Source organism: Demequina lignilytica (assembly GCF_030418375.1).
GTDB classification, from domain to species: Bacteria; Actinomycetota; Actinomycetes; order Actinomycetales; family Demequinaceae; genus Demequina; species Demequina lignilytica.
This window is the reverse complement of the sequence record NZ_JAUHPZ010000012.1, coordinates 15,219-36,949: the sequence shown is the minus strand read 5'-3', so window position 1 is coordinate 36,949 and position 21,731 is coordinate 15,219. Positions and strand designations below refer to the sequence as shown.

Sequence of the window (21,731 nt, the reverse complement as noted above, 5' to 3'; positions counted from 1 at the left end):
CTCACGTGACGGTCGGTCAGATCTTCTTGCCGGCCGAGCCGAGCTGCTCGCAGGCCTCGACCACGCGGGCGGCCATGCCGGCCTCCGCCAGCTTGCCCCACGCGCGCGGGTCGTAGGCCTTCTTGTTGCCCCACTCGCCGTCGACCTTGAGGACGCCGTCGTAGTTCTTCATCATGTGGTCGACCACCGGCCGCGTGTACGCGTACTGGGTGTCGGTGTCGATGTTCATCTTGATGACACCGTGCGAGACCGCGGTGGCGATCTCCTCGGCCGTCGAGCCGGAGCCGCCGTGGAAGACCAGGTCGAACGGCTTCTCCTTGCCGAACTTCGCGGCGGCGGCGGCCTGGATGTCGCCGAGGATCTCCGGACGCAGCTTGACGGCACCGGGCTTGTAGGCACCGTGCACGTTGCCGAAGGTCATGGCCGTCATGTAGCGGCCCTTCTCGCCCAGACCCAGCTTCTCGATGGTGGCGATGCCGTCCTCGGGGGTCGAGTAGAGCTTGTCGTTGACCTCGGCCGAGTGGCCGTCCTCCTCGCCGCCCACGACGCCGATCTCGATCTCGAGGATGGTGTCCGCGGCCTGCGACAGCTCGAGGAGCTCCTCGGCGATCGCGAGGTTCTCGTCCATCGGCACCGACGAGCCGTCCCACATGTGCGAGTTGAAGATCGGGCCGTTGCCCGCGGCGATCGACTCGGCCTCGAGCTTCAGCAGCGGCTTCAGCCACTCCTCGAGGTACACCTTGTGGCAGTGGTCGGTGTGCAGCGCGATGGTCACGCCGTACTTCTCCGCGACCACGCGGGCGTAGGCCGCGAGCGCGAGCGAGCCGACGACGGCGTCCTTGATGGTCGAGCCGGAGGCGTACTGACCGCCACCGACCGAGACCTGGATGATGCCGTCGGACTCGGCCTCGGCGAAGCCCTGAATCGCGGCGGTGACGGACGACGACGACGTGATGTTGATCGCGGGGAACGCGTAGCCGCCGGCCTTGGCGGCGTCCAGCATCGCGGCGTACGACTCGGTGGTGGCGATAGCCATGGGTTGCTCCTGACATTCATTTGTGCGGATGGAACCGCCGTCCATTCTGTCAGATAACACGGGGGTCAGGGTGGCGAAGGTCCTGCCTCGGGGCGCCGGCCCCGTTCGGCGCTCGCGGCCCTCTCGGCCGCATGCGCCGCCTCGGTCGGATTCCCGGCGAGCGCCGCCGCCCGGCGCCACGCCGCGGCGGCCTCCGCACCTCGCCCGAGACGCTCGAGAAGGTGCCCGCGCGTCGCGTGCAGAAGGTGGTAGCCGTCGAGCCCCTCGACCGCCTCGACCACGTCGAGCCCGACCTCAGGTCCGTCGCGCTCCGACAGCGCGACGGCCCGGCTGAGGGCCGCGACGGGCCCGGGCTCCATCGCGAGCAGCATGTCGTGATAGCGCACGATGCGCGCCCAATCGGTGCGCGGTCGGGTGTGCTCCGCCGCGATCAGGGCCTTCACCTGCCACGGCCCGAGCCTGCGCGCGCTCATCGCCTGGGCGAGGACCGCGTAGCCGCGTGCCACCAGCATGCGGTCCCACAGGGTCCGATCCTGCTCGGCGAGCACCACCAGGCGCCCGGTCGCGTCGACGCGTGCGGCCTCGCGCGACCGGTGGAACAGCTCGAGCGCGAGCAGCCCGCCCAGCTCCGGCTCGTCGGGAAGCGCGTCGGCCGCGATCGCGGTGAGCATGATCGCCTGGTCGGCGAGCGCGGCCCGGGTGAGCGTGCCTGCGACGGCAGTGTGGGCGACGTAGCCCTCGTTGAAGATGAGGCCGAGCACCGCGGTCAGCACTGCAGCGCGTTCGGACAGGTCGGCAGGGATGGTCAGCGGGATGTTGGCGGCGCGGATCTTGCGCTTCGCTCGCACCAACCGTTGAGCGATGGTCGCCTCGGGCACCAGGAACGAGGCGGCGATCTCCGCGGTGGTGAGGCCTCCGGCCAGGCGGAGCGTGAGCGCCACCTGCGCGTCTCGTCCGAGCGCCGGGTGGCAGCACAGCAGCAGCAGCCGGAGCCGCTCGTCACCGACCTCGGCGAGCTCGGCGATGCGCGCTTCGCCGTCCTCCGGCGCGTCCGGCGCGGCGACGCCCGCGCGGGGGTCGACCACGCCGGCGTCGAGCACCCGTGCCTGGCGGGCGACGCGCCTGCCCGCGGCCTTCTCGCGCCTCAGCCGATCGATGCCCGCGTTGCGCGCGACGGTGTAGACCCATGCGGGCGGGTTCGCCGGGACGCCGTCGCGGTCCCACGAGGTCGCGGCGCGGGCGTACGCATCCTGGAGGGCGTCCTCAGCCAGCTCGATGCCGCCGAGGCGGTCGGCGAGGAGGGCGAGCAGGCGCCCGCCCTCCTCGCGCGCGACCGCCGTCAACGCGCGGCCGACCGGGGGCTCGCTCACTCGGGCATGTCGGTCGGGAAGATGGGCCGCACCTCGACCGCGCCCTCCCCGACCGGAAGGCGTCGCGCCCACTCGAGCGCGTCGTCGAGCGTGTCGACGTCGATCAGGTAGTAGCCCCCGATGTGCTCCTTGAGCTCGGCGAAGGGGCCGTCGACCAGCGACGTGGTGCCGTCGCCGGCGTGGCGCACCGTGGTGGCCGTGTCGGCGGACTGCAGCGCCTCACCTCCCGCCAGCGCGCCGGCCTCCTCGAGCGCCTGGGTGTACGCGAACCACGCGCCCATGTACGCGTCGAAGTCGGCGTCGCCGGGCTCGGGCGACGGAAGCGTCGGGTCGGAAGCGATGATGAGCAGGTACTTCATGATGCGACCTCCTGGTCGGTGAGCCCGGGCGTGTCCCGAGTCTCACCCTGATGACGCAGCAACCGCAACAGATCGACACCCCGTCTCAGAGGAGGTGGCCCGCGTCCACATCCGCGTGCTGGCGGACCCAGGAGTGCATCGCGATCGCCGCCGCCGCTCCCGCGTTGATGGACCGCGTCGAGCCGTACTGCCCGATCGCCACCGTGGCGACCGCGGCCTCCCGGACCGCGTCCGACAGCCCCACCGACTCCTGCCCGAAGACCAGGACGCACTCTCGCGGAAGGGCGTAGGTCTCGAGCGGGACGGAGCCGGGAAGGTTGTCGATCCCGATCACCGGGAGGGACGATGCGGCGGCCCAGTCGGCGAGGTCCGTGACCGTCGGGTGGTGACGGACGTGCTGATACCGGTCGGTGACCATCGCCCCGCGGCGGTTCCACCGCCGGTTGCCGACGATGTGCACCTGGGCCGCGAGGAACGCGTTGGCGGTGCGCACCACGGAGCCGATGTTGAGGTCGTGCTGCCAGTTCTCGATCGCGACGTGGAACGGGTGCCGCCGGGCGTCGAGGTCGGCGACGATCGCCTCGTGTCGCCAGTACCGGTACCGGTCGACCACGTTGCGGCGGTCGCCGTGGGCGAGCAGCTCCGGGTCGAGCCGAGGATCCGCTGGCCACGGGCCGTCCCACGGGCCCACGCCGTGCGCGGGCTCGAGATCGCTGGGCTGGTCCACGGTCCGAGCGTAGTCACGTGCCGAGCACCCGCACCTCCGCCCGATCCACCTTGCGGCCGAGCGAGATGTCCGCGCGCTGACCGGCGGCACGGCCGTCGAGCCAGCCTTCGGGCGAGGTGATCGCTCGCGGGCGGCCCGCCTTGAGGTTCGGGAACATCTCCCGGAACGCGCCCTCGACCACGACCGCGCGATCGGCGAGAACGAGCGCCGATCCCGTCCCCTGCTGCTCCGCGTCCCGCAGCGCGCCGGCGTAGAAGTCCTGGAGCCGCAGCCCGACGGCAGCGGCGAAGGCCATGGCGAACGACTTGCGCCGTGACACCGACCCTCCCGCGGCCGCCATCTCGAGGCGCATCGCGGGCACCAGCGTGTCGATGAGCGCGGCGACCATGGAGAGGTCCGACGCGAAGCCGACCAGCACCAGGCGCCCGTTCGGATACCGCACGCCCTCGCAGCTGAACACCGCGGCGATCCGGAACGCCAGGTGCTGCTGATCGAGGATGTACGGCGCCGAGAACGCGAACACCCGCTGCGTCGGCCGCGCCGCCTCATCGGCGGACATCCGCACGCCGGCCTCGTCGATGGCAAGGCGCACCATCAGCCTCTCCGCGCGTTCGCGCGCCCGCTCCCTCTCCTCGGGATACGGCGATCCGCCGTCGGCGATCGCCAGCAAGGTGCGGATCCGGTCGAGCAGCTGCTCGTGAGTCGCCATGGTGCCCCCCGTGGTCGGCGTCGAGGCTTCAGCCTCGCACCGCGGTGCGACACCCCCGCGGGTTCTCCACAGGTCCCGTCACACGAGGTCGACGCGAAGCGCGCCCGCCGCGGCGCGCGCACGCTCGCGCGCCTCGTCCACCGATCCCGCTCGGGCGACGGCGACGGCGACGCGGCGGCGCCCGTCGACGCGGGGCTTGCCGAACAACCGCACGTCCGTGTGGGGCTCGGCCAGTGCATCGTCCACCCCGGAGAACACGGGGACGCCGCTGCCCTCGGCGAGCACGGCGCACGAGGCGGACGGCCCGAGAAAGGCCGCCTCGACCGGCAGCCCGAGCACGGCTCGCGCGTGCAGCGCGAACTCGCTGCGGTCGTAGGCGGCGAGCGTGACGAGGCCGGTGTCGTGCGGGCGGGGGGAGACCTCGTTGAAGAGCACCTCGTCGCCGCGGACGAAGAGCTCGACGCCGAACACCCCTCGTCCCCCGAGCGCACCGGTCACGGCGCCGGCGATCTCCTGGGCTCGCCCGCGGGCGGCGTCGGACATCGGCTGCGGCTGCCACGACTCGCGGTAGTCGCCGTCGACCTGGACGTGGCCGATCGGCGCGAGGAAGGTGGTGCCGCCCTCGTGCCGCACCGTGAGCTGCGTGATCTCGTAGTCGAAGTCGACGAAGCCCTCGACGATCACCCGGGTGCCGCCCGCGCGGCCACCCTCGGCGGCGTAGGTCCAGGCCTTCTCGACGTCCTCGAGCGACCGGATCACCGACTGCCCCTTGCCCGAGGACGACATCACCGGCTTCACGACGCACGGCAGTCCCACCTCCGACACGGCGTCGCGGAGCCCGTCGAGCGTGTCGACGAACCGGAACGGCGACGTCGGCAGCCCCAGCTCCTCCGCCGCGAGCCGGCGGATGCCTTCGCGGTCCATGGTGAGCATGGTCGCCCGCGCCGTCGGGATGACGGTCGCGTCCCCCGCGGCCTCGACCTCGGCGAGGACCGAGGTCGCGATCGCCTCGATCTCCGGGATGATCAGCTGCGGCCGCTCGAGCGCGATCAGGCCCCGCAGCGCGTCGGGGTCGAGCATGTCGATCACGTGCGCCCGGTGCGCGACCTGCATCGCGGGCGCGTCCGCGTAGCGGTCGACGGCGACCACCTCCACGCCGAGCCGGCTCAGCTCGATCGCGACCTCCTTGCCGAGCTCGCCCGAGCCCAGCAGGAGCGCGCGCGTGGCGGTCGAGGTCAGCGGCGTTCCGATCGAGACGGTCATGGCCACCATCCTGGCACCGGGAGGTCCCGGACGCCCCCGTCGGGTTCCTGAGCAACCTGCCAGGGAGGCGCGCGTACGCTGACCCGCGTGAGCCTCACCGCGCTGGCAGCCGCGCTGCCCACCCTGGGTCCGAGCTGGCTCGACCCCGAGACGATGATCGAGACCTTCATCTCCCGGTGGGGCGTGTGGGCGCTCGCCGCCGTCTGCGCCGTGGTGCTGATCGAGACGGGGCTGCTGTTCCCGTTCCTGCCCGGCGACTCGCTGCTCTTCACCGTGGGCCTGTTCATCGGTACCGGCACTCTGCAGGTGCCGCTGTGGGTCGCGTGCCTCGCGCTGTTCCTGGCGGCCTTCGCCGGCGACCAGCTGGGCTACCTGATCGGACGCAAGGCCGGGCCTGCGATCTTCAGCAGGCCCGACTCCCGGTTCTTCAAGCAGGACCACATCGACAAGACCCACGCGTTCTTCGAGAAGTACGGCGGCCGCGCGATCGTGCTCGCGCGCTTCGTCCCGTTCGTGCGCACGTACATCCCGGTCGCCGCCGGGATCGGCCGCATGCACTACGGGCACTTCATCAGGTTCAACGTGATCGGCGCGTTCATCTGGGGCGTCGGCGTCACGCTGCTCGGCTACTTCCTGGGCAACGTGCCGATCATCAAGGACAACCTCGAGGGCGCGGCGCTGGTGATCGTGTTCGTCTCGGTCCTGCCGATCGTGATCGAGGCCATCAGGCACCGCCGCGAGACCGCGGTGGCGATCGAGGAGATCGCCGAGGACGTCACCGAGTAGGTCCCGGCGGGACGATGCGCGGGTGGCGCCTCGGCGCTGCTCCTAGAACTCGACCGACGGCGCCGTGCGCGCCGCCTCCTCCGTCTCGAAGTACTCCTCGCGGTGGAAGCCGAACATGTTCGCGATGATCACGGTCGGGAAGGTCTCGATGCGCGTGTTGAGCGTGCGCACGTTCGCGTTGTAGAACCGGCGACCCGCGGCGACGCGGTCCTCGGTGTTGGTCAGCTCCTGCTGGAGCTGCATGAAGTTCTGGTTCGCCTTCAGGTCCGGATAGGCCTCCGCGACGGCGAACAGCCGGCCCAGCGCCTGGGTGAGCACGTTCTCCTGCTGCGCCTGCTCGGCGGGCGAGGACCCGGGCGCCGCCGCGATGGTGCGCGCCTGGGTCACGGCCTCGAGGGTCGCGCGCTCGTGCTTCGCGTAACCCTTGACGGTCTCGACCAGGTTGGGGATCAGGTCGTGGCGGCGCTGCAGCTCGACGTCGATCTGGCGCCACGCCTCCTGCACCAGGTTCCGGAGCCTGACCAGCCCGTTGTACGCGGCGATCGCCCACAGGATGACGATGACGACCACAGCCGCGAGCGCGACGAAGAACCACTCCATGATGTGCCCTTTCTTGGCGTGTCCGTGTCGACTCTAGCGGGAGGCGCCGTCGACGCCCCCGTCGCCGTCGCGACGCTGCTCCCAATCCTCGATCCCGTCGCCGTCCGCATCCACGCCGACGCCGGTGTAGCGGCGCGACGTGAGCGCACCAGGCGTCACGGCCCACGACGGCCCCGACAGCGGAGCGGTCGGGTCGGGGCGCCCGAGGCCCTGGTCGGTGTAGCTGCGCAGCACGTGGTCCGGGATCCGCCGCGCGATGCCGGTCACCGCGCCCAGGCGCCTCGCGAGCGAGCCGACGCCGTCCCGCCCGGGCTGCCACAGCATCACCGCGCCGCCCTCGATGCGGATCGAGCAGCCCTCGACATCGAAGTCGAGCAGGCGCTCGATCATCCGCGGATCGACCACGTCGTGCGCGTATCGCCGGTCGGCCGCACGGACGCGCCAGCGCTGGTTGAACGCGTGGGACTCGACCTCGACGTCCATGCCCCCGAGCGCCTGGGCGGCGTGATGCCAGGCGTTCTCGGGCACGATCTCGAGCCACGGCAGGTTCACGGGCAGCTCCGCGAGGGTCACCTGGAAGAGCTGCGGCGTGGTGCGCTCCTCACGCCCGGCGACACGGTCCTCGAAAGCGTGGGTGAAGGTCGCGCAGCGCATGCCGCCGTAGGTGCCGCGGAGGATGTGCTCCTGGTGCTGATGCGATCCGGCCCCGAACGGGAAGCGGGAGAAGCGCAGGGAGTACGGTGCACCCCGGTCGAGATGGTCCCAGCCGTGCTCGAGGGCGAAGCGCTCGTGCTCGTCGCCGTGGGCGCGCGCCTCGCGCCACTCCCACAGCGCCCACAACCCGGCCGCGGCGCCGCACAGCAGGCCCACGACGAGCAGCGCGCCCGAGCCGAGGCCCAGGGCGAGCACGGCGAGCAGGCCCGCGACGCCCGCCACGGAGGCGAGGACGTTGCGCGTACCGTGCCTCAGCATCGTCCCCCCGGCAGCGCTCGCGTCAGGCGAGGCCCAGGTCGTCCAGACCGTAGAGGTAGAGGTAGGGCAGGCCCTCCTCCTCGATGACCTGGCGCGCCCCGGTGTCGCGGTCGACGATCACCGCGACCGCGACCACGTCCGCGCCCGCCTCCCGCAGCGCGCTCACGGCGGTCAGCACCGAGCCGCCGGTGGTCGACGTGTCCTCGACCGCCACGACCCGGCGTCCCGCCACGTCGGGGCCCTCGATGCGGCGCTGCAGGCCGTGCGCCTTGTTCTCCTTGCGCACCACGAAAGCGTCGAGGTCGAGCCCGCGCGAGGCCGCGGCGTGCAGCAGGGACGTCGCGACCGGGTCGGCGCCCAGCGTGAGCCCGCCGACGGCGTCCACATCGGCCGGCCCGAAGCCGGCCTCCTCGAGCGCGTCGAGCAGGACGTGGCCCACGAGCGGGGCCGCCCGGTGGTGCAGGGTGATCCGGCGCAGGTCGACGTAGTAGTCGGCCTCCTTGCCGGACGCGAGGGTGACGCGGCCGCGCACCACGGCCAGCTCGGAGATCAGGTCGCGCAGCTGCTCGCGAGGGGTGCCGGAGGTCATGGCGCCCAGCCTAGCGGGGGACGATGCGGTGGCTGGGCGGGCGGGCTCAGTCGCGCTGCTGGCTGCGGCGTCCGCGCGTCATGCGCGTGGGGAGGAGGCCGGCGAGCGCGCCCGCGACGGCGTAGCGCGCGGACGGCGTCACCACCGTCTGGCCGCGGCGGACGGCGGCGAGCGCGGCCGTCACGACCTCCTCGGGATCGAGCCAGGCCTGGTCGGGGAACTCGGCCCGCATGTGGGACAGCGCATCCGAGTCGTGGAAGTGCGTCCGCACCAGCCCCGGCAGCACGGCGGTCGCCGTGACCCCGGTGCCGGCGAGCTGGCCCGCGAGCGCCTGGGTGAACTCCACCTGCCACCGCTTGTGCGCCGCGTAGGTCGAGTTGCCCAGGCGCGACGCGATCGACGAGACCGTGAGGATCGCACCGTGGCCGCGCGCGATCATGCCCGGCAGCGCGGCGTGCGTCAGCTGCGCGGGCGCGGTCACGTGGATGTCGAGCAGCGCCCTCTCCTGCTCCCACGTGGTGGCGGCGAACCCCTCCCCCAGGCCGAACCCCGCGTTGTTCACCAGCAGGCTGACAGGGCGGGCGTCGTCGCCGAGCCGGCTCGCCACGGCCTGCCGGCCGACCTCGGTCGTGAGGTCCGCGGGGAGCAGCTCCACGGCCATGCCGGTCGCGCCCGTCAGGTTGTGCGCGACCTCGCTGAGACGGTCGCGCGAACGGCCCACGAGCACCACCTCGTGGCCCGCGGTCGCGAGCTGCCAGGCGAACTCCTCGCCCAGTCCGGAGGAGGCGCCGGTGACGAGTGCGATGGCCATGCGACGAGGCTACCGGTGGCCGGTACCGTGAACCCATGCGTCTTGCCACCTGGAACGTCAACTCCGTCCGCGCCCGCGCCGAGCGGGTGGTCGACTGGCTGCAGCGGTCGGAGACCGACGTGCTCGCGATGCAGGAGATCAAGTGCAAGCCGGAGCAGTTCCCCCGCGAGGCCTTCGAGGCCGCGGGGTACGAGCTGGCGGTCCACGGGCTCAACCAGTGGAACGGCGTCGCGATCGCCTCGCGGGTGGGCCTGTCCGACGTGGAGACCTCGTTCCCCGCCCAGCCGGGCTTCGCCAAGACGGGTGACCCGGTGGTCGAGGCACGGGCGCTCGGCGCGACAGCGGGCGGCATCCGGGTGTGGAGCCTGTACGTGCCCAACGGACGCGGGATCGGCGACCCCCACTACACCTACAAGCTGGACTTCCTCGGACGCCTCAAGGATGCCGCCGCCGGCTGGACCGACGTGCCGACCGCGCTGGTCGGCGACTTCAACGTGGCCCCGCTCCCGACCGACATCTGGTCGGAGGAGGACGCCGAGGCGGAGACGCACGTGACGCCGGAGGCCCGCGCCGCATTCCACGCGTTCGAGGACGCCGGGTACACCGAGCTGTCGCGCCGCTTCATCCCGGCGGAGCGCACGTACACGTTCTGGGACTACAAGGCGCTGCGCTTCCCCAAGGGCGAGGGGATGCGCATCGACTTCGTGTACGCCTCGGATCCGCTCGCGGCGCTCGCGACCGGCGCGAGCATCGTCCGCGACGAGCGCAAGGGCAAGGGCGCCTCGGACCACGTCCCGGTGGTGATCGATCTCGAGGATCCCGCGTGACGGACGGCTTCGCGCCGCCGCCGTCGCTCGACGGCCCGCGCGCCGCCTCGCCGGCGGGCTCGGGCGCGGGGGCGCCGACGCCCGCCCCGCTCGCGTCACCGCCGCGCCCGCGTCGCCCCCGGCGCCGACGCGGGGTCGTCCTGGCGTGGATCGTGGGCGGCGCCGCCGCCGTGGCGATCGGCGGCGGCGTGGTCGCCGACCTCGCCCTCACCGCGCATCAGCGCTCGCTCGAGCCGGTCGCGCGCGGGTACGCCGGAGGCCTCGAGGGGATCCAGGCGGTCGCCGGGCTGTGCCTGGTCGACGCGCCCGAGGGCGAGTCAGTCGACTCGCTCATCGCCGTCGCCTGTGCGGATCCCCATCGCGCCGAGGTGGTGGCCGAGCTCAGGCTCGGCGGGGCGTGGTCCGGCGACGATGCGCTCGCGCGCCAGGCCGAGGACTTCTGCTCGGTCCAGGTCGCGCGCCTCGTGAGCGGGGAGCTCGCCGAGGGCGCGCGCTGGCGCGTCTGGGTCCCCACCGAGCGCACCTGGGCCGCGGGTGACCGCGCCGCGCTCTGCGTCGTGGTCACGGACCGCGACGTCACCGGCTCGTTCGAGGCCGGCACCGCCGCCTGACGCGCTCAGAACGCCGCGAGCGTCCCCTCGAACAGCTGGGGCGCGCCCGACTCGTCGGGGACGAACGCGGCGCACACCGCTCCGCGCTCCCCCGCGTCCCAGCCCTCGGCGAGCGGCCACGTGTAGAAGATGTCGAGCGGCGAGGACGAGTAGGGCTCGCCCGTGTAGGCCTCGAAGCGCGCCACGCACTCCTCCTCGACCTCCGCGACCACGGCCTCCTCGTCGTACGTGTCGGAGCCGCCCACGTCGAACGTCGCGTACACCTCGGCCTCGTGCGCCTCGTCGCAGGCCACCGTGGGGACCGAGTCGCCGCTGTCCCCGACACCCGAGATGATCAGGCAGTCGCCGAGCACCAGGGGCACCGGCGGGTCCTGAGAGCAGCCCGCCAGCGCCAGGGAGGCGGCGAGCCCGGAGACGAGGATGACGGCGGTGCGGCGCATGGCGGCCACCCTAGCGCGCGGCCCCGGAATGGCGGATCGGTGCACGATAGGGGCCGGTTTCGGGCACCTATCCTCCATTTCGCGGGGAGGGCGGCGCGTGCGCGGGGGTGGCGTCAGGCCGCAGGGCGACGGGCGGCGATCGCCGCGATCACGGCCGGCTCGCCCTGGTCGACCATCCACTGGAGCAGCGACGACGGCGCCACCGGGTTGGCGGCGATGGTGGGCCGCAGCTCCGGCCGGGCATAGGCGAGACCGGCGAGCTCGGTCGCCGTGGCGTACGGGCTCTCGGCGAGCATGCGCTCGCCCTGAGGGCCGTCGGCACCGAAGGGCACGGGCTGCACCGGCTGCTCCGGGCGCGCCGCCAGGGGCGCGTCGTCGTTCGGCGCGCCTCGCATCGAGTCCCGGACCACGACCACGGTGACGGCGAGCGGGACCAGGGGGAGCACCAGGAGGACCGGCGGCAGCTCGAGCGGAAGGACCCCCTCCGCGAGCACGGCCACGGCGATGAAGAACGCCGCGCACACCCCGAACACCATCCGGGACAGGTTGCTCAGGGCCACGCGGGGGTGGAAGGAGGCGATGACGTCGAGTACGAGCACACCCCCCGTGACGACGAGAGCAATTGCCTCTGCCGACCAGCTCGTCACTCGAACCTCCCCCCAACACCCCGCGTGAACCTCGCTATGAATCTTTCATCGTCCCGGGCGTCGCTCAAGCCCCCACTTGTGGGGGCATACCCCCGGGACCATGGACTCTCCAGGAGTTTTGTCACGCGCTACAGTTCGAATCAGCACAGAGAGGAGCTGCCGTGGAGGCGGAGGGGGCGAAGCGCCGGATCGCGCTCGTCGAGGACCATGCGCTGATCGCGGCCGGGTTCCGTGACCTGATGGCCTCGGCGGACGACCTCGACCTGATCGCGGCGGTCGAGACGGTGGACGCGCTGGCGGCGCTGGACCCGGCGCCGGAGCTCGTCGTGCTGGACCTGCGCCTCGCCGACGGCTCGATGCCGTCCGCGAACATCGCGGCCGTCCACGCCCTGGGCGCCGAGGTGCTGATCTACACCGGAGGCGAGGACCGGCGACTGATCCAGGACGCCGCGCGCGCCGGCGCCCTCGGGCTCATCCGCAAGTCCGCCGACCCCGCCACGCTGCTGGACGCGATCCGCACGGCCGCCGCCGGCGGCGACGTGTTCGGCACCGACTGGGCTGCCGCCATCGATGCCGATGATGCGCTCCCGGACGCCCACCTCAGCGCGCGCGAGCAGGAGGTCCTGTCGCTCTACGCCTCCGGGCTCACCGCGGTCTCGGTGGCGCGCGCGATCGGCGTCTCCCGCGAGACCGTCGCGGACTACGTGAGCCGCATCCGCCGCAAGTACGAGGATGCCGGCAGGCCCGCGTACTCGCGCGTCGACCTGTACAAGCGCGCGCTCGAGGACGGCCTCCTCGACGGGTCCCAGTGATCGGGGTCGACGCCGACGGCTCGGCGCGGGACCGCATCCGCCGCACTCTGCTGCTCGCCGTCGGCCTCGGCGCGATCGTGTTCGGCGCGCTGCTCGCCAGCGGCGGCAGCGGGTTCCTCGCGCAGATCCCCCAGCTGCGCGCACCCTACGGGTGGCTCACGGTGGTCGTCGGCATCGTGCTGCCCGCGCTCCTGATCGTGCTGCACCGCGTGCTGCCCCAGCGCGCGCTCCTGATCTACGCCGGCGCCATCTCCGCCACCTTTCTGGTGCTCGAGACGGCGTGGCCCTGGATGATGCTGGAGCCCACGCTCGCCGACGACGCGACCCCGTGGATGCAGGGCATCAACGCCGTGCACGCCACCATGGCCGCGATCGTCTGGCCCCGGATCGTGGGCTGGGTGTATCCGCTCGCGCTCGGGCCGATCGTCGCGTTCGTGCAGGTGCAGGTCCGCGACGGCGCCGGCGTGCCGGCGCTCCTCGACGGCCTGGGCGCGATCATCTTCTCCCTGATCCTCTGCGGCGTGTCGATCGCGATGATCCGAGCGGGCGGCCTGCAGGACGCGGCGGCGCAGCAGGCGCGCGACCAGGCGGCGCTCGAGGCCCGCCGCCACACCCGCGAGCTCGAGCAGGCGCGCATCAACGGGATCGTCCACGACGACGTGATGTCCGTCCTGCTCGCAGCCTCCCGCGAGGATCCGCCGGACGGGCTGAAGGCGCAGGCACGGCACGCCCTCGACCGCGTCGCGTCGCTCGAGAGCGGCGGCACCGAGCACCAGGACTACGACCTCCACGAGTTCGTCGCCGTGGTGCGCTCGACCGTGGCCTCGATCGCGCCGTCGCTGCCGGTCACGTACACCGTCGAGCCGGGTGGGACGCTGGCCGCGCCCGTGGTCGCCGCGTTCGCCGAGGCCGCGGGCGAGGCCGTCCGGAACGTCCTGCGTCACGCGGGGGACGATGCGGCCGCCCACGTCAGCGTCGACGCGCGCCCCGGCGCGATGCGCGTCACGGTCCGCGACTCCGGCGCGGGGTTCTCGACGGCGCGTGTCTCGCAGCGCAGGCTCGGGATCCGCGTGTCCATCGAGCAGCGCATGGCGAGCGTCGAGGGCGGGAGCGCCCACGTCACGAGCACCCCGGGTCGCGGGACCACCGTCGAGCTCGCGTGGAGCGCCGCGTGAGGCGGCGGCTCCGGCTCCGGCCGGACGGCGCGAGCGCGGTCGACGTCAGCCGCCTGCTCAGTCTCGAGACCGACGGTGGCAGCCTCATCCTGGGCATGTTCATCGTCACCAACGTCGCGTTCGCGCTGACCACGATCGGCACGCTGTCGACCGCCTGGCCCGCCTACGTCGCCGTGGTCGTCGTCTCCGCGGCGGCCGTGCTGCTGGTGCGTCCCCATCCCGATCCCTTCCCGCTGCGGGACTCCTGGCTGGTGGTGAGCGCGGTGGTCGTGTCGAGCATCGTCCTGTCCCTCGCCCTGCCCGCTGAGGGCGTGATCGGACGAGCCTCGTGGCATCTCGGCTCGAACATGTGGCTCCTGTGGTTCCTGATCATCCGTGGCCGCGGCAGGCTCGCGTGGCTGGGCGCCGCGCTGATGACGGCCATCACCGTGGGGTGGGCGATGGTCGTGGGCCGTGGCTGGGGTGCGGGCCTGTCGATGCTCGACACCCAGCTCGGCATGCTCGTGGTGGCATCGATCTTCGCGCGCGCGCTGCGCCGGACGGCGTGGCGCATCAACGCGCTGTCCGAGCGCTCCGTCGAGGCGGCGGCCGCCGCGGCCGCCTCCGAGGCCACGCGGCAGGTGCGGCTCCAGCGCGCCTCCGAGGTCGCGCGCCTCGCGGTGCCGTTCCTCACCCGGATCGTCGACGGCGGCCCGCTGAGCGCGGACGAGCGTGCACAGGTGCGCGACGCTGAGGCGATGCTGCGCGACAGCGTCCGCGGCCGCGCGCTGGCCACCCCCGCCGTGCTGACCGCGGCCACCCGGGCGCGTGGCCGGGGCGTCGACGTGGTCCTCCTCGACGACCGCGGCAGCGGGCTGCCGTCCGGCGAGGCGATGCAGAGGGTCGAGGCCCGCGTCGCAGAGACCCTCACGCGGGCGGCCGGCTCGGTCACCGTCCGGCTGCTCCCCGCCGGACGCGACGCGGCGGTGACCATCGTGACCGTCGGCCCCGAGCGGGTGGAGCGCACCCTGCTCGACGTCGACGGCGACGTGATCACCGCCGCCTGAGTCCCGCGAGACGCGTTACGCGAGCGCCTTGGCCTTCAGCTTGTCGTACTCCTCCGCCGTGATGGCGCCCGAGTCGAGCAGTTCCTTGGCGGCCTTGATCTCGCTCGCCGCACCCGCCTCGTCCATGAGGCCCTTGGTGTACTCGACCTGCGCGGCGCGCATGTCCTTCGCGGCGGCGAGGTCGCGCTCGGCCATGCCCTTGCCGCGGGTGAAGATGTAGACCAGCGCACCGAGCACCGGCAGGATCACCAGGAGCAGCGTCCAGAAGATCTTGCCGACCACGGACAGCTTGTCGTCGCGGAACACGTCGACGATGAACCGGATGACCAGGAAGATGAACGAGATCCAGATCGCGAACCACAGCGACCACAGCAGGATGTTGAGGAAGTTGGCGAAGAAGTCCATGTGAGTGCCCCTCGGTCAGGAGACGGCGGGCGCCATGCCTGCCGCTACCTCCGACGTTACTCGCTCGGGGACCGTGGCGGCACCATCACAGGGACGGTGTCCTCAGCGCTCCGCGACCAGCGCGCGGGCGGTCGCCGCATCCGTGATCAGCACGGTGATCCAGCCCCCGCGGAGCGCGCCTCGGATGGCGGGTGCCTTGCGCACCCCGCCGGCCACGGCGATGCGCCGCGGGATCGCGCGCAGCGTCTCGGGCGTGATGCCGATGACGCGCTCGTCGAAGTCGGTCCGCACCGGCTCGCCGTCCGCGTCGAAGTAGCGCAGGCACACGTCGCCCACCGCGCCCGAGGCCCGCAGACGGTCCTGGTCGGCCTCGCTGATCGCGTTGCCGGAGCTCCGCAGCAGCGGCGAGGGCTCGGTCGTGCCGATGCCGACCAGGGCCATCGTCAGGCCGGGCCAGTGCGCGGCGACCGAGGTCACCGAGGAGTCCGCGGCGAGCGAGTCGCGCGCCGCGGCGGTCCCGAGCAGGCCCGGGGCGGGCAGGAAGACCGGCTCCGCCCCCGTCGCGGCGGCGAGCCGCGTGAGCAGCCGGGTCGCGTCGACCTGGACGCGGGACTCGCCGACGCCGCCGACGAGCTGCACCACGGTCTGCGCGACCGGCTGGTGCGAGGGGCGCAGCGACTCGACCGCGGCCAGCAGCGACGCGCTCCACGATGAGATCCCGATGCGGTCCCCGCCGATCAGGGTGGTCTCGAGGTACGTGGCGGCGGCGCTGCCGAGGGCGCGCAGCTCGTCGGCGTCGGCACCGGGGTCGACCACCACCGCCTCGGCGAGGCCGTAGGTCCGCTCCAGGGTCCGCTCGAGCTCGGTGAAGACGCCGCCCGGCTCGGTGACGGTCGTGCGCACGATCCCGACCTCGACGGCGCGCTTGAGCAGGCGCGAGACGCGCGGCTGCGACACATGGAGCTCGGCGGCGATCTCCGACTGGCGCAGCCCCTGCTCGTGGTACATCCGGGCGATGCGCACCATGAGCCGGGTCTGATCGTCCCCCGCGCCCAGGCGGCGGGACATGCCCACGGGTGTCTCCGTCATCGCCACGCCCCTCCTGATGAATTCGCTCGCGACAGTTTATGCGCTGGGTCCCGGGGGCCGGGGCGGGCGCGCATGGCGCCCGCCCCGCCCGCGGGGGTCAGCGCCCCAGCAGCTCGCGAGCCGCCGCGGCGATGCCCTCCGGCGACGCGCCGAAGTGGTCGAGCAGGTACTCGGCCGTGCCGGTGGGCGCGAAGTCCGTGACGCCGACGAGGCGCATCGGGACCGGGTGGCGCTGGACCACGAGCTCGGCGACCGCGCCGCCGAGGCCGCTGGTGAGCGCCTCCTCGACGGTGACGATGCCGGCCGTCTCCCGCGCGGCGGCGACGATCGCGTCCTGGTCCAGCGGGGAGATCGTGGGCATGTTGAGCACGCGGGCGCTCACCCCCTCGACCGCGAGGGCCTCGGCGGCGTCGAGCGCACGGGTCACCACGGTGCCGCAGGCCACGATCGTCACGTCGGAGCCGTCGCGGAGCGTGACGGCCGTGCCGGGGGCGAACTCGTAGCCGGCGGGGTTGACGTCCGGCACGCCCATGCGGGACACGCGGATGAACGTCGGGCCGGGGTTCTCGGCGGCCCAGCGCACGGCCTGGCGGGTCTCCTCCGGGTCGGCCGGCACGATCACGGTGAGCCCCGGGATGGCGCGCAGCCAGGCGAGGTCCTCGATCGAGTGGTGGGTCGGGCCCAGCTCGCCGTAGGCCATGCCCGGGCTCTGGCCCACGAGGACCATGTGGTGCTGCGAGTACGCGGCATCGACCTTGATCTGCTCCATCGCGCGGGCGGTGAGGAAGCACGCGGCGGCGGAGACGAACGGGATCTTGCCGCCGTTCGCGAGCCCCGCACCCACGCCCACCATGTCCTGCTCGGCGATGCCGACGTTGACGAGCCGCTCGGGGAACGCGGACTGGAACGGCGCGAGCTTGCTCGAGCCGACCGAGTCGTTCACCACGGCGACGATGCGCGGGTCGGCCTCGCCGAGCTCGACCAGGGCGTCGACCCAGGCGTCGCGGCAGTCGTGCAGCTGCTTCTGGTCGGTGACGGTCATGACTGCTCCAGCTCGGTGAGGGCCGCCTCGACCTGCTCGGGCGAGGGCACCTTGTGGTGCCAGGCGACGTTGTCGGACATGAACGAGATCGGGTGGCCCTTCATCGTGTGCGCCACGATCGCGGTGGGCTTGCCCGAGGCGGCCGGGACGTTGGCGAAGGCCTCGCGCAGGGCGGCGTGATCGTGACCGTTCAGCTCGACCACCTCCATGCCGAAGGCAGCCAGCTTCTCGGGCAGCGGCTCGAGGTCGTTGGTGTCGGCGACGCGCGCCCCCTGCTGGAGGCGGTTGCGGTCCACGATCACGCACAGGTTGGCGAGGCCGTGGTTGCCCGCGGTCATGAGCGCCTCCCAGTTGGAGCCCTCCTGCATCTCGCCGTCGCCGGTCACGACGAAGGTGCGTCGGGCCGAGCCGTCGATCTTGCCCGCGAGCGCCGTGCCGACGGCGATCGGGAGACCGTGGCCCAAGGGCCCGGTGCTCGCCTCGACCGCGTCGATCTTGGTGCGCGCCGGGTGGCCGTTGAGCATCGACAGCGGCTGCATGAAGGTGCCCAGGTCCTCGGGGTCGATGAACCCGGCCGCCGCGAGGGTCGTGTAGAGCGCGGCGGCGGCGTGACCCTTGGACAGGATGAACCGGTCGCGGTCGGGGTCGCCCAGCAGCTCCGGACCCATGTTCAGCGAGTCCAGGTACAGGGTGGTCAGGATGTCGATGACGGAGAACTCCCCGCCGATGTGGCCCAGGCCGGCGGCCCGGACCATCTGGATGTCGCGCTTGCGGATGGCGCGGGCGGCGGCACGCAGGTGCGCGACCGCCTCCTCGTCGGTGGCGCCCTCGGGCACCCTCCCGATCACCCGGAAGACGTCCTGCGGGACATCCTCGGCGTGGACCTCGGGAACCAGATCCTCTTCGACGGTCATGCGTCGCTCCTCAGGCAGGTGAAGAGGACGTCCTGCACCAGCTTCTGGGCGGCGAGGGCGTCCTGGCGGGACTGGGCCTCGCGCAGCGCGTCGATGTCGAGCTCGTCGAGCGCGCGGTGCAGGCCCTTGAGGAACCGGATGGAGAGGTTGGCCGCCTCCACGGTGTCCTCACGGAACGGGAACTGGTCGAGCTGCCACACGCCCTCCCAGTTGTTGATCTTGAGGGTGTAGAAGAACTCGAACACCTCGACGGGGTGGACGGTGCCGACCACCATGTCGTCGTCCCAGCCGCGGAGGTTGTCGTTGACGTCCATGCCCCACAGGAGGCCCTGGTCGATCAGCAGCTGGGCGGCAGCGGCGGGCGACTCTCCGCCGTAGAGCGCGTGCCCGAAGTCGAGCAGCACGCCCACGTTGTCGACACCCATCTCCTTGATGCCGAGCGCGGTCTTCGCGGCCGAGTCCCAGAACATCTTGTTGCGGGGCTCGCGCGGCTTGTACTCGATGACGATCTTGATGTCGGGGTTGGCCTGCGCGAGCTCGCGCATCCCGTCGACCGCGAGCCGCCACTGCTCGGCGTGGCTGACCTGGAACGGGTAGTCCCAGCCGTCCTGGCCGGGCCAGACCTTCAGGTACGTCGCGCCGAGCGCGCGGACCACGTCGGCCGCCTCGTTGAGGAACGCGATGGCCTCCTTGCGCAGCGCCTCGTCGGGGTTGGTGAACGCGCCCATGCGGTACTTGCGCATGTAGATCTCGGGCGTCACGCCGATCGCCTCGAGACCGTGGTCGGCCAGCGCCTGCTTGACCTGGTCGACCGTCACCCCCTCGGTGAACGGGTAGGGGACGTCGACAACGGAGAGGTCCTCGACCTCGCCGGCGCGCGCGATCTGCTCGAGCGTGGTCACGGCGGGCGCGTAGCCGTCGGTGGCGTAGCGGTCCAGGTAGCTGGCGAAGTGCCAGAGGCCGGCACCGAAGCGGGGCAGGTCAGACATTTTCATTCACCTTCGATTCTTGTTTCTTGGATGGTGACGGGAGCGGCCCGGGGGCGGTCGCTCAGCGCCGTGTGCTGTCGAGGGCCGTCCGCCAGCCGGCACGCTGCTGTGCGCGCCGGTCGGCATCGAGCGCCGGAGGATGGACCCGTGAGGGCGAGGCGGGGGGAAGGGCGATCCCCACCCGCGAGAAGGCCAGCGACGCGACGCCGCGCAGGGCGACGTCGGCCTCGCCGACCACGATCACGTCGCAGCCGAGCACGTCAGCCTGCGACTGCATGAGGAGGGACGATGCGGTGGCGCCCCCGTCCGCGCGGACGGCGTCGAGCGCCTCGCCGTCGGCGAGCATCGCCTCGGCGACGTCCGCGACCTGGTGGGCGACGGCGTCGAACGCGGCACGGGCGACGTGCGCCGGGCCGGTCGCCGCCCCGAGCCCGGTGAGGGTCCCGACGGCGGCGGGATCCCAATGCGGGGCGCCGAGGCCCCCGAAGGCCGGGACCAGGACCGCGCCCTGCGCATCGTCCACCGTCGCGGCGAGCTCGCCGAGCGCGGGGGCGTCGGGGACCCCGAGCAGGCGGGAGGTCCAGTCGAGCGCCGCACCCGAATACCGGATGTTGCCCTCGAGCGCGTAGACGGGTCCGTCCTCGAGCCAGGCCAGGGTGGTCGCGACCCCGTCGCGTCGGCGCAGCTCGTCGCCGGTGCCCTGCATGACGGACGAGCCGGTGCCGTAGGTCGCCTTCACGACCCCCGGGGCGCCGCCTCCGTGGCCGCGCAGCGCGGCGTGCGAATCGGCCATCACCGCGAGGATCGGGATCCCCGCCGGGAGGCCGGCGCAGGCCGTCTCGCCGAAGTCGCCGTTCGACGCCACGACCGCGGGGAGGGCGCCGAGCTCGATCCCGAAGACATCGAGCAGGGCCGGGTGCCAGTCGAGCAGCTCCAGGTCCATCAGCAGCGTGCGCGAGGCGTTGCCGGCCTCGATCACGTGCTGCGCGCCGCCGGTGAGGCACCACACGAGCCACGAGTCGACCGTTCCGACCACGGTCGACTCGACCGCCTGCTCGAGCAGCCAGGCCATCTTGGGGGCGCTGAACATCGGGTCGAGCGGCAGACCGGTGCGCTCGCGGACCGTCGCCGCGTGGCCGGCAAGGTCCGCGCATCGTCCCGCCGTCCGGGTGTCCTGCCAGCTGAGCACCGGTCCGACGGGCTCGCCCGTGCCGGGGTTCCAGGCCACGACCGACTCGCGCTGATTCGAGATGGCGATCCCGACCACGTCCGCCGCGTCGACCTGCGCCAGCACGCGGGCGAGGACGTCGCGCGAGGCGTCCCAGATCTCGGTCGCGTCCTGCTCGGTCCAGCCCGGGGCGGTGTTCGCGATGGACAACGGCGTGCTCGCCGTCGCGAGCACCGCGCCCGTGTGGTCGATCGCGACCGCCTTGGCGTTGGTGGTGCCCTCGTCGAGGGCGAGGACGATGCTCATCGGTCGGCCTGCCAGGCGGCCAGCTCTGCGAGCTTCGCCTCGAGGTCGGCGAAGGTGAGGCGGTTGTCGACGGCGGTGTAGACCCGGATCGGCCGGCCGTCGGGGCGGGGCTCGTAGAGGCCCTCGGCGTCGATGCGGGGCGCGGGCAGGGTCACGTGGTCGCTGGACGCGGGGTCGGGCTCGAACGCGGTCTGGAGGGCGGTGAGGAGGACCAGCGGCTGGTCGCCCATCACGTAGGTCTCGCCCGCGTTCATCCCGAAGCCGGCGAGCATGCGGCCCACCTCGCGGATCTCGGCGTGCAGGTGAGCGCCCACGGAGCCGTGGGGACGCACCCGCGTCCGCAGCTCCGCCGCCGTGACGATCGCCTGGCGGTAGGCGGGCCTCGGCACCTGCCAGATCGGGATCGCGGTGTCGCCGAACACGGCCTGGGCGGCGGGGACGTCGATGGTGAGGTTGTACTCCGCCGGCGGGACCTCGGGGGCCACCAGGCCGATCCCCGGGTGCTCGGAGCCGCCGATCCACACGAGGGTCATGCGATCCGCGATGGCCGGCTCGAGCAGCAGCGCGGAGGCGAGGTCGGTGAGGCCGCCGCCGGCGCAGTAGTAGAGCGGGCGCGGGTCGTCGCGCAGGGCCTCGGCGATGATCGCGCGGGCCGCGGGCGTGTCGAGGGGGGTCGCGGGGTCGGGCATCGCCGTCTCGGCGCCGGCGACCACGCGATCGTCCGCCCCCGTGATGCCCATGCGGGCGAGGATGTCGCGGACGACGAGCACGCCGTGCGCGGCCTGCTCGGTGGTGGGGTCCCACGGCTCGTCGACGTGGAGGTGCGAGGAGACGATCAGCGGGATCTCCACGCTCGGGCTCAGCAGGTGGTGGACCAGCTGGAACAGGTCGTCCGGGTCGCCCATGAAGTCGTTGTCGATGATCACCCGGGTGCGCGGGGCCGTCTCGTCGGCGTCGATCCACGGGATCGCGCCCAGGGCCCAGCGGCGGTCCGCGGGCACATCGTGGACCGCGGAGGGGTCCGGAAGCCTGGTCACC

Annotated in this window: 25 protein-coding genes; 6 read left to right on the top strand and 19 right to left on the bottom strand. The window is 72.7% G+C overall.

The genetic code is table 11. The features are described 5' to 3' along the window. Window positions 1–16: 16 nt before the first annotated feature. The 6 genes from fbaA to purT form a co-directional block, all read right to left on the bottom strand. Window positions 17–1,036: a class II fructose-bisphosphate aldolase gene (gene fbaA / locus QQX13_RS12595; RefSeq protein ID WP_301120923.1), complete on the bottom strand. Its 1,020-nt coding sequence runs from the start codon at window positions 1,034–1,036 to the stop codon at window positions 17–19. 65 nt (window positions 1,037–1,101) lie between these two features. After that, window positions 1,102–2,406 carry an RNA polymerase sigma factor gene (locus QQX13_RS12590; RefSeq protein WP_301153560.1) on the bottom strand — a complete coding sequence of 435 codons (1,305 nt, stop codon included), beginning with the start codon at window positions 2,404–2,406 and terminating at the stop codon, window positions 1,102–1,104. Next, window positions 2,403–2,765, bottom strand: coding sequence for a YciI family protein (locus QQX13_RS12585; protein ID WP_301153558.1), 363 nt, complete (start codon window positions 2,763–2,765; stop codon window positions 2,403–2,405). Before QQX13_RS12585 ends, QQX13_RS12590 begins: the two co-directional genes overlap by 4 nt. Before the next feature lie 85 nt (window positions 2,766–2,850). Continuing rightward, on the bottom strand, window positions 2,851–3,492 hold the full coding sequence (locus QQX13_RS12580; RefSeq protein ID WP_301153556.1) for a TrmH family RNA methyltransferase: 642 nt from the start codon (window positions 3,490–3,492) through the stop codon (window positions 2,851–2,853). Between the two features lie 13 nt (window positions 3,493–3,505). Then, on the bottom strand, window positions 3,506–4,201 hold the full coding sequence (locus tag QQX13_RS12575; RefSeq protein ID WP_301153554.1) for a DUF7168 domain-containing protein: 696 nt from the start codon (window positions 4,199–4,201) through the stop codon (window positions 3,506–3,508). Window positions 4,202–4,279: 78 nt separating this feature from the next. Then, window positions 4,280–5,464, bottom strand: a complete 1,185-nt coding sequence (purT, locus tag QQX13_RS12570) for a formate-dependent phosphoribosylglycinamide formyltransferase (RefSeq protein WP_301153552.1) — start codon at window positions 5,462–5,464, stop codon at window positions 4,280–4,282. A gap of 87 nt (window positions 5,465–5,551) precedes the next feature. Between purT and QQX13_RS12565 the strand changes: the two genes are divergently transcribed. After that, window positions 5,552–6,250 carry a VTT domain-containing protein gene (locus tag QQX13_RS12565; protein ID WP_301153550.1) on the top strand — a complete coding sequence of 233 codons (699 nt, stop codon included), beginning with the start codon at window positions 5,552–5,554 and terminating at the stop codon, window positions 6,248–6,250. A gap of 42 nt (window positions 6,251–6,292) precedes the next feature. Here QQX13_RS12565 and QQX13_RS12560 read toward each other — a convergent pair whose 3' ends face one another. Genes QQX13_RS12560 through QQX13_RS12545 form a run of 4 tightly spaced genes read right to left on the bottom strand, consistent with a single transcriptional unit; the run spans window position 6,293 to window position 9,222 of the window. After that, window positions 6,293–6,850 (bottom strand): LemA family protein, encoded by a 558-nt coding sequence (locus QQX13_RS12560; protein WP_301120933.1) that lies wholly within the window; start codon window positions 6,848–6,850, stop codon window positions 6,293–6,295. 33 nt (window positions 6,851–6,883) lie between these two features. Further along, a complete protein-coding gene (locus QQX13_RS12555; RefSeq protein WP_301153549.1) occupies window positions 6,884–7,822 on the bottom strand; it encodes a hypothetical protein in 939 nt (312 codons plus the stop codon). Window positions 7,823–7,844: 22 nt separating this feature from the next. Further along, window positions 7,845–8,411, bottom strand: coding sequence for an orotate phosphoribosyltransferase (pyrE, locus tag QQX13_RS12550; RefSeq protein ID WP_301120937.1), 567 nt, complete (start codon window positions 8,409–8,411; stop codon window positions 7,845–7,847). Between the two features lie 46 nt (window positions 8,412–8,457). Continuing rightward, window positions 8,458–9,222, bottom strand: coding sequence for an SDR family NAD(P)-dependent oxidoreductase (locus QQX13_RS12545; protein WP_301153548.1), 765 nt, complete (start codon window positions 9,220–9,222; stop codon window positions 8,458–8,460). A 35-nt stretch (window positions 9,223–9,257) separates the two neighbouring features. On the opposite strand from QQX13_RS12545, the gene QQX13_RS12540 reads away from it, so the two are divergent. Together QQX13_RS12540 and QQX13_RS12535 are read left to right on the top strand one after the other, a co-directional pair. Further along, window positions 9,258–10,049 carry an exodeoxyribonuclease III gene (locus QQX13_RS12540; RefSeq protein ID WP_301153546.1) on the top strand — a complete coding sequence of 264 codons (792 nt, stop codon included), beginning with the start codon at window positions 9,258–9,260 and terminating at the stop codon, window positions 10,047–10,049. Further along, complete coding sequence (locus tag QQX13_RS12535; protein WP_301153545.1) at window positions 10,046–10,660, top strand: septum formation family protein; 615 nt, start codon at window positions 10,046–10,048, stop codon at window positions 10,658–10,660. Before QQX13_RS12540 ends, QQX13_RS12535 begins: the two co-directional genes overlap by 4 nt. Window positions 10,661–10,665: 5 nt before the next feature. Here QQX13_RS12535 and QQX13_RS12530 read toward each other — a convergent pair whose 3' ends face one another. Continuing rightward, window positions 10,666–11,100 (bottom strand): septum formation family protein, encoded by a 435-nt coding sequence (locus QQX13_RS12530; protein WP_301153544.1) that lies wholly within the window; start codon window positions 11,098–11,100, stop codon window positions 10,666–10,668. Between the two features lie 113 nt (window positions 11,101–11,213). Next, entirely contained in the window at window positions 11,214–11,660 is a 447-nt protein-coding gene (locus QQX13_RS12525) for a variant leucine-rich repeat-containing protein (RefSeq protein WP_301120947.1), read from the bottom strand. A 248-nt stretch (window positions 11,661–11,908) separates the two neighbouring features. Here QQX13_RS12525 and QQX13_RS12520 point away from each other — a divergent pair, with 248 nt between their 5' ends. From QQX13_RS12520 to QQX13_RS12510, 3 genes are read left to right on the top strand one after another with little or no spacing between them, the layout of a single operon-like run. Then, a complete protein-coding gene (locus QQX13_RS12520; RefSeq protein ID WP_301153542.1) occupies window positions 11,909–12,559 on the top strand; it encodes a response regulator transcription factor in 651 nt (216 codons plus the stop codon). Continuing rightward, window positions 12,556–13,734 carry a sensor histidine kinase gene (locus QQX13_RS12515; RefSeq protein ID WP_301120951.1) on the top strand — a complete coding sequence of 393 codons (1,179 nt, stop codon included), beginning with the start codon at window positions 12,556–12,558 and terminating at the stop codon, window positions 13,732–13,734. The genes QQX13_RS12520 and QQX13_RS12515 overlap by 4 nt, the downstream gene beginning before the upstream one ends. Further along, window positions 13,731–14,780: a DUF8320 family protein gene (locus QQX13_RS12510; RefSeq protein WP_301153541.1), complete on the top strand. Its 1,050-nt coding sequence runs from the start codon at window positions 13,731–13,733 to the stop codon at window positions 14,778–14,780. Before QQX13_RS12515 ends, QQX13_RS12510 begins: the two co-directional genes overlap by 4 nt. Window positions 14,781–14,795: 15 nt before the next feature. Here the strand turns inward: QQX13_RS12510 and QQX13_RS12505 are convergent, their stop codons facing one another. The 7 genes from QQX13_RS12505 to QQX13_RS12475 all read right to left on the bottom strand — a co-directional run bounded on the left by QQX13_RS12505 (window position 14,796) and on the right by QQX13_RS12475 (window position 21,730). Further along, window positions 14,796–15,185 carry an SHOCT domain-containing protein gene (locus QQX13_RS12505; protein WP_301120955.1) on the bottom strand — a complete coding sequence of 130 codons (390 nt, stop codon included), beginning with the start codon at window positions 15,183–15,185 and terminating at the stop codon, window positions 14,796–14,798. Between the two features lie 102 nt (window positions 15,186–15,287). Then, window positions 15,288–16,274, bottom strand: coding sequence for a sugar-binding transcriptional regulator (locus QQX13_RS12500; RefSeq protein WP_301153539.1), 987 nt, complete (start codon window positions 16,272–16,274; stop codon window positions 15,288–15,290). A gap of 97 nt (window positions 16,275–16,371) precedes the next feature. Then, entirely contained in the window at window positions 16,372–17,316 is a 945-nt protein-coding gene (locus QQX13_RS12495) for a transketolase family protein (RefSeq protein WP_301153537.1), read from the bottom strand. Next, window positions 17,313–18,230 carry a transketolase gene (locus QQX13_RS12490; RefSeq protein ID WP_301153535.1) on the bottom strand — a complete coding sequence of 306 codons (918 nt, stop codon included), beginning with the start codon at window positions 18,228–18,230 and terminating at the stop codon, window positions 17,313–17,315. Before QQX13_RS12490 ends, QQX13_RS12495 begins: the two co-directional genes overlap by 4 nt. Beyond that, window positions 18,227–19,219, bottom strand: coding sequence for a sugar phosphate isomerase/epimerase family protein (locus QQX13_RS12485; protein WP_301120963.1), 993 nt, complete (start codon window positions 19,217–19,219; stop codon window positions 18,227–18,229). The genes QQX13_RS12490 and QQX13_RS12485 overlap by 4 nt, the downstream gene beginning before the upstream one ends. Before the next feature lie 61 nt (window positions 19,220–19,280). Further along, window positions 19,281–20,693 carry an FGGY family carbohydrate kinase gene (locus tag QQX13_RS12480; protein WP_301153534.1) on the bottom strand — a complete coding sequence of 471 codons (1,413 nt, stop codon included), beginning with the start codon at window positions 20,691–20,693 and terminating at the stop codon, window positions 19,281–19,283. Next, the gene (locus tag QQX13_RS12475) at window positions 20,690–21,730 is read right to left on the bottom strand and encodes a nucleoside hydrolase (RefSeq protein WP_301153532.1); all 1,041 of its coding nucleotides are present in this window, start codon (window positions 21,728–21,730) and stop codon (window positions 20,690–20,692) included. The genes QQX13_RS12480 and QQX13_RS12475 overlap by 4 nt, the downstream gene beginning before the upstream one ends. Window position 21,731 lies beyond the last annotated feature (1 nt).

What these genes read in the sequence shown, in the direction of transcription:
- fbaA (WP_301120923.1), bottom strand. Translation starts at nt 1,036, where the DNA reads ATGGCTATCGCCACCACCGAGTCGTACGCCGCGATGCTGGACGCCGCC.
- QQX13_RS12585 (WP_301153558.1), bottom strand. Translation starts at nt 2,765, where the DNA reads ATGAAGTACCTGCTCATCATCGCTTCCGACCCGACGCTTCCGTCGCCC.
- QQX13_RS12575 (WP_301153554.1), bottom strand. Translation starts at nt 4,201, where the DNA reads ATGGCGACTCACGAGCAGCTGCTCGACCGGATCCGCACCTTGCTGGCG.
- purT (WP_301153552.1), bottom strand. Translation starts at nt 5,464, where the DNA reads ATGACCGTCTCGATCGGAACGCCGCTGACCTCGACCGCCACGCGCGCG.
- QQX13_RS12560 (WP_301120933.1), bottom strand. Translation starts at nt 6,850, where the DNA reads ATGGAGTGGTTCTTCGTCGCGCTCGCGGCTGTGGTCGTCATCGTCATC.
- QQX13_RS12555 (WP_301153549.1), bottom strand. Translation starts at nt 7,822, where the DNA reads ATGCTGAGGCACGGTACGCGCAACGTCCTCGCCTCCGTGGCGGGCGTC.
- pyrE (WP_301120937.1), bottom strand. Translation starts at nt 8,411, where the DNA reads ATGACCTCCGGCACCCCTCGCGAGCAGCTGCGCGACCTGATCTCCGAG.
- QQX13_RS12545 (WP_301153548.1), bottom strand. Translation starts at nt 9,222, where the DNA reads ATGGCCATCGCACTCGTCACCGGCGCCTCCTCCGGACTGGGCGAGGAG.
- QQX13_RS12540 (WP_301153546.1), top strand. Translation starts at nt 9,258, where the DNA reads ATGCGTCTTGCCACCTGGAACGTCAACTCCGTCCGCGCCCGCGCCGAG.
- QQX13_RS12530 (WP_301153544.1), bottom strand. Translation starts at nt 11,100, where the DNA reads ATGCGCCGCACCGCCGTCATCCTCGTCTCCGGGCTCGCCGCCTCCCTG.
- QQX13_RS12505 (WP_301120955.1), bottom strand. Translation starts at nt 15,185, where the DNA reads ATGGACTTCTTCGCCAACTTCCTCAACATCCTGCTGTGGTCGCTGTGG.
- QQX13_RS12500 (WP_301153539.1), bottom strand. Translation starts at nt 16,274, where the DNA reads ATGACGGAGACACCCGTGGGCATGTCCCGCCGCCTGGGCGCGGGGGAC.
- QQX13_RS12495 (WP_301153537.1), bottom strand. Translation starts at nt 17,316, where the DNA reads ATGACCGTCACCGACCAGAAGCAGCTGCACGACTGCCGCGACGCCTGG.
- QQX13_RS12490 (WP_301153535.1), bottom strand. Translation starts at nt 18,230, where the DNA reads ATGACCGTCGAAGAGGATCTGGTTCCCGAGGTCCACGCCGAGGATGTC.
- QQX13_RS12485 (WP_301120963.1), bottom strand. Translation starts at nt 19,219, where the DNA reads ATGTCTGACCTGCCCCGCTTCGGTGCCGGCCTCTGGCACTTCGCCAGC.
- QQX13_RS12480 (WP_301153534.1), bottom strand. Translation starts at nt 20,693, where the DNA reads ATGAGCATCGTCCTCGCCCTCGACGAGGGCACCACCAACGCCAAGGCG.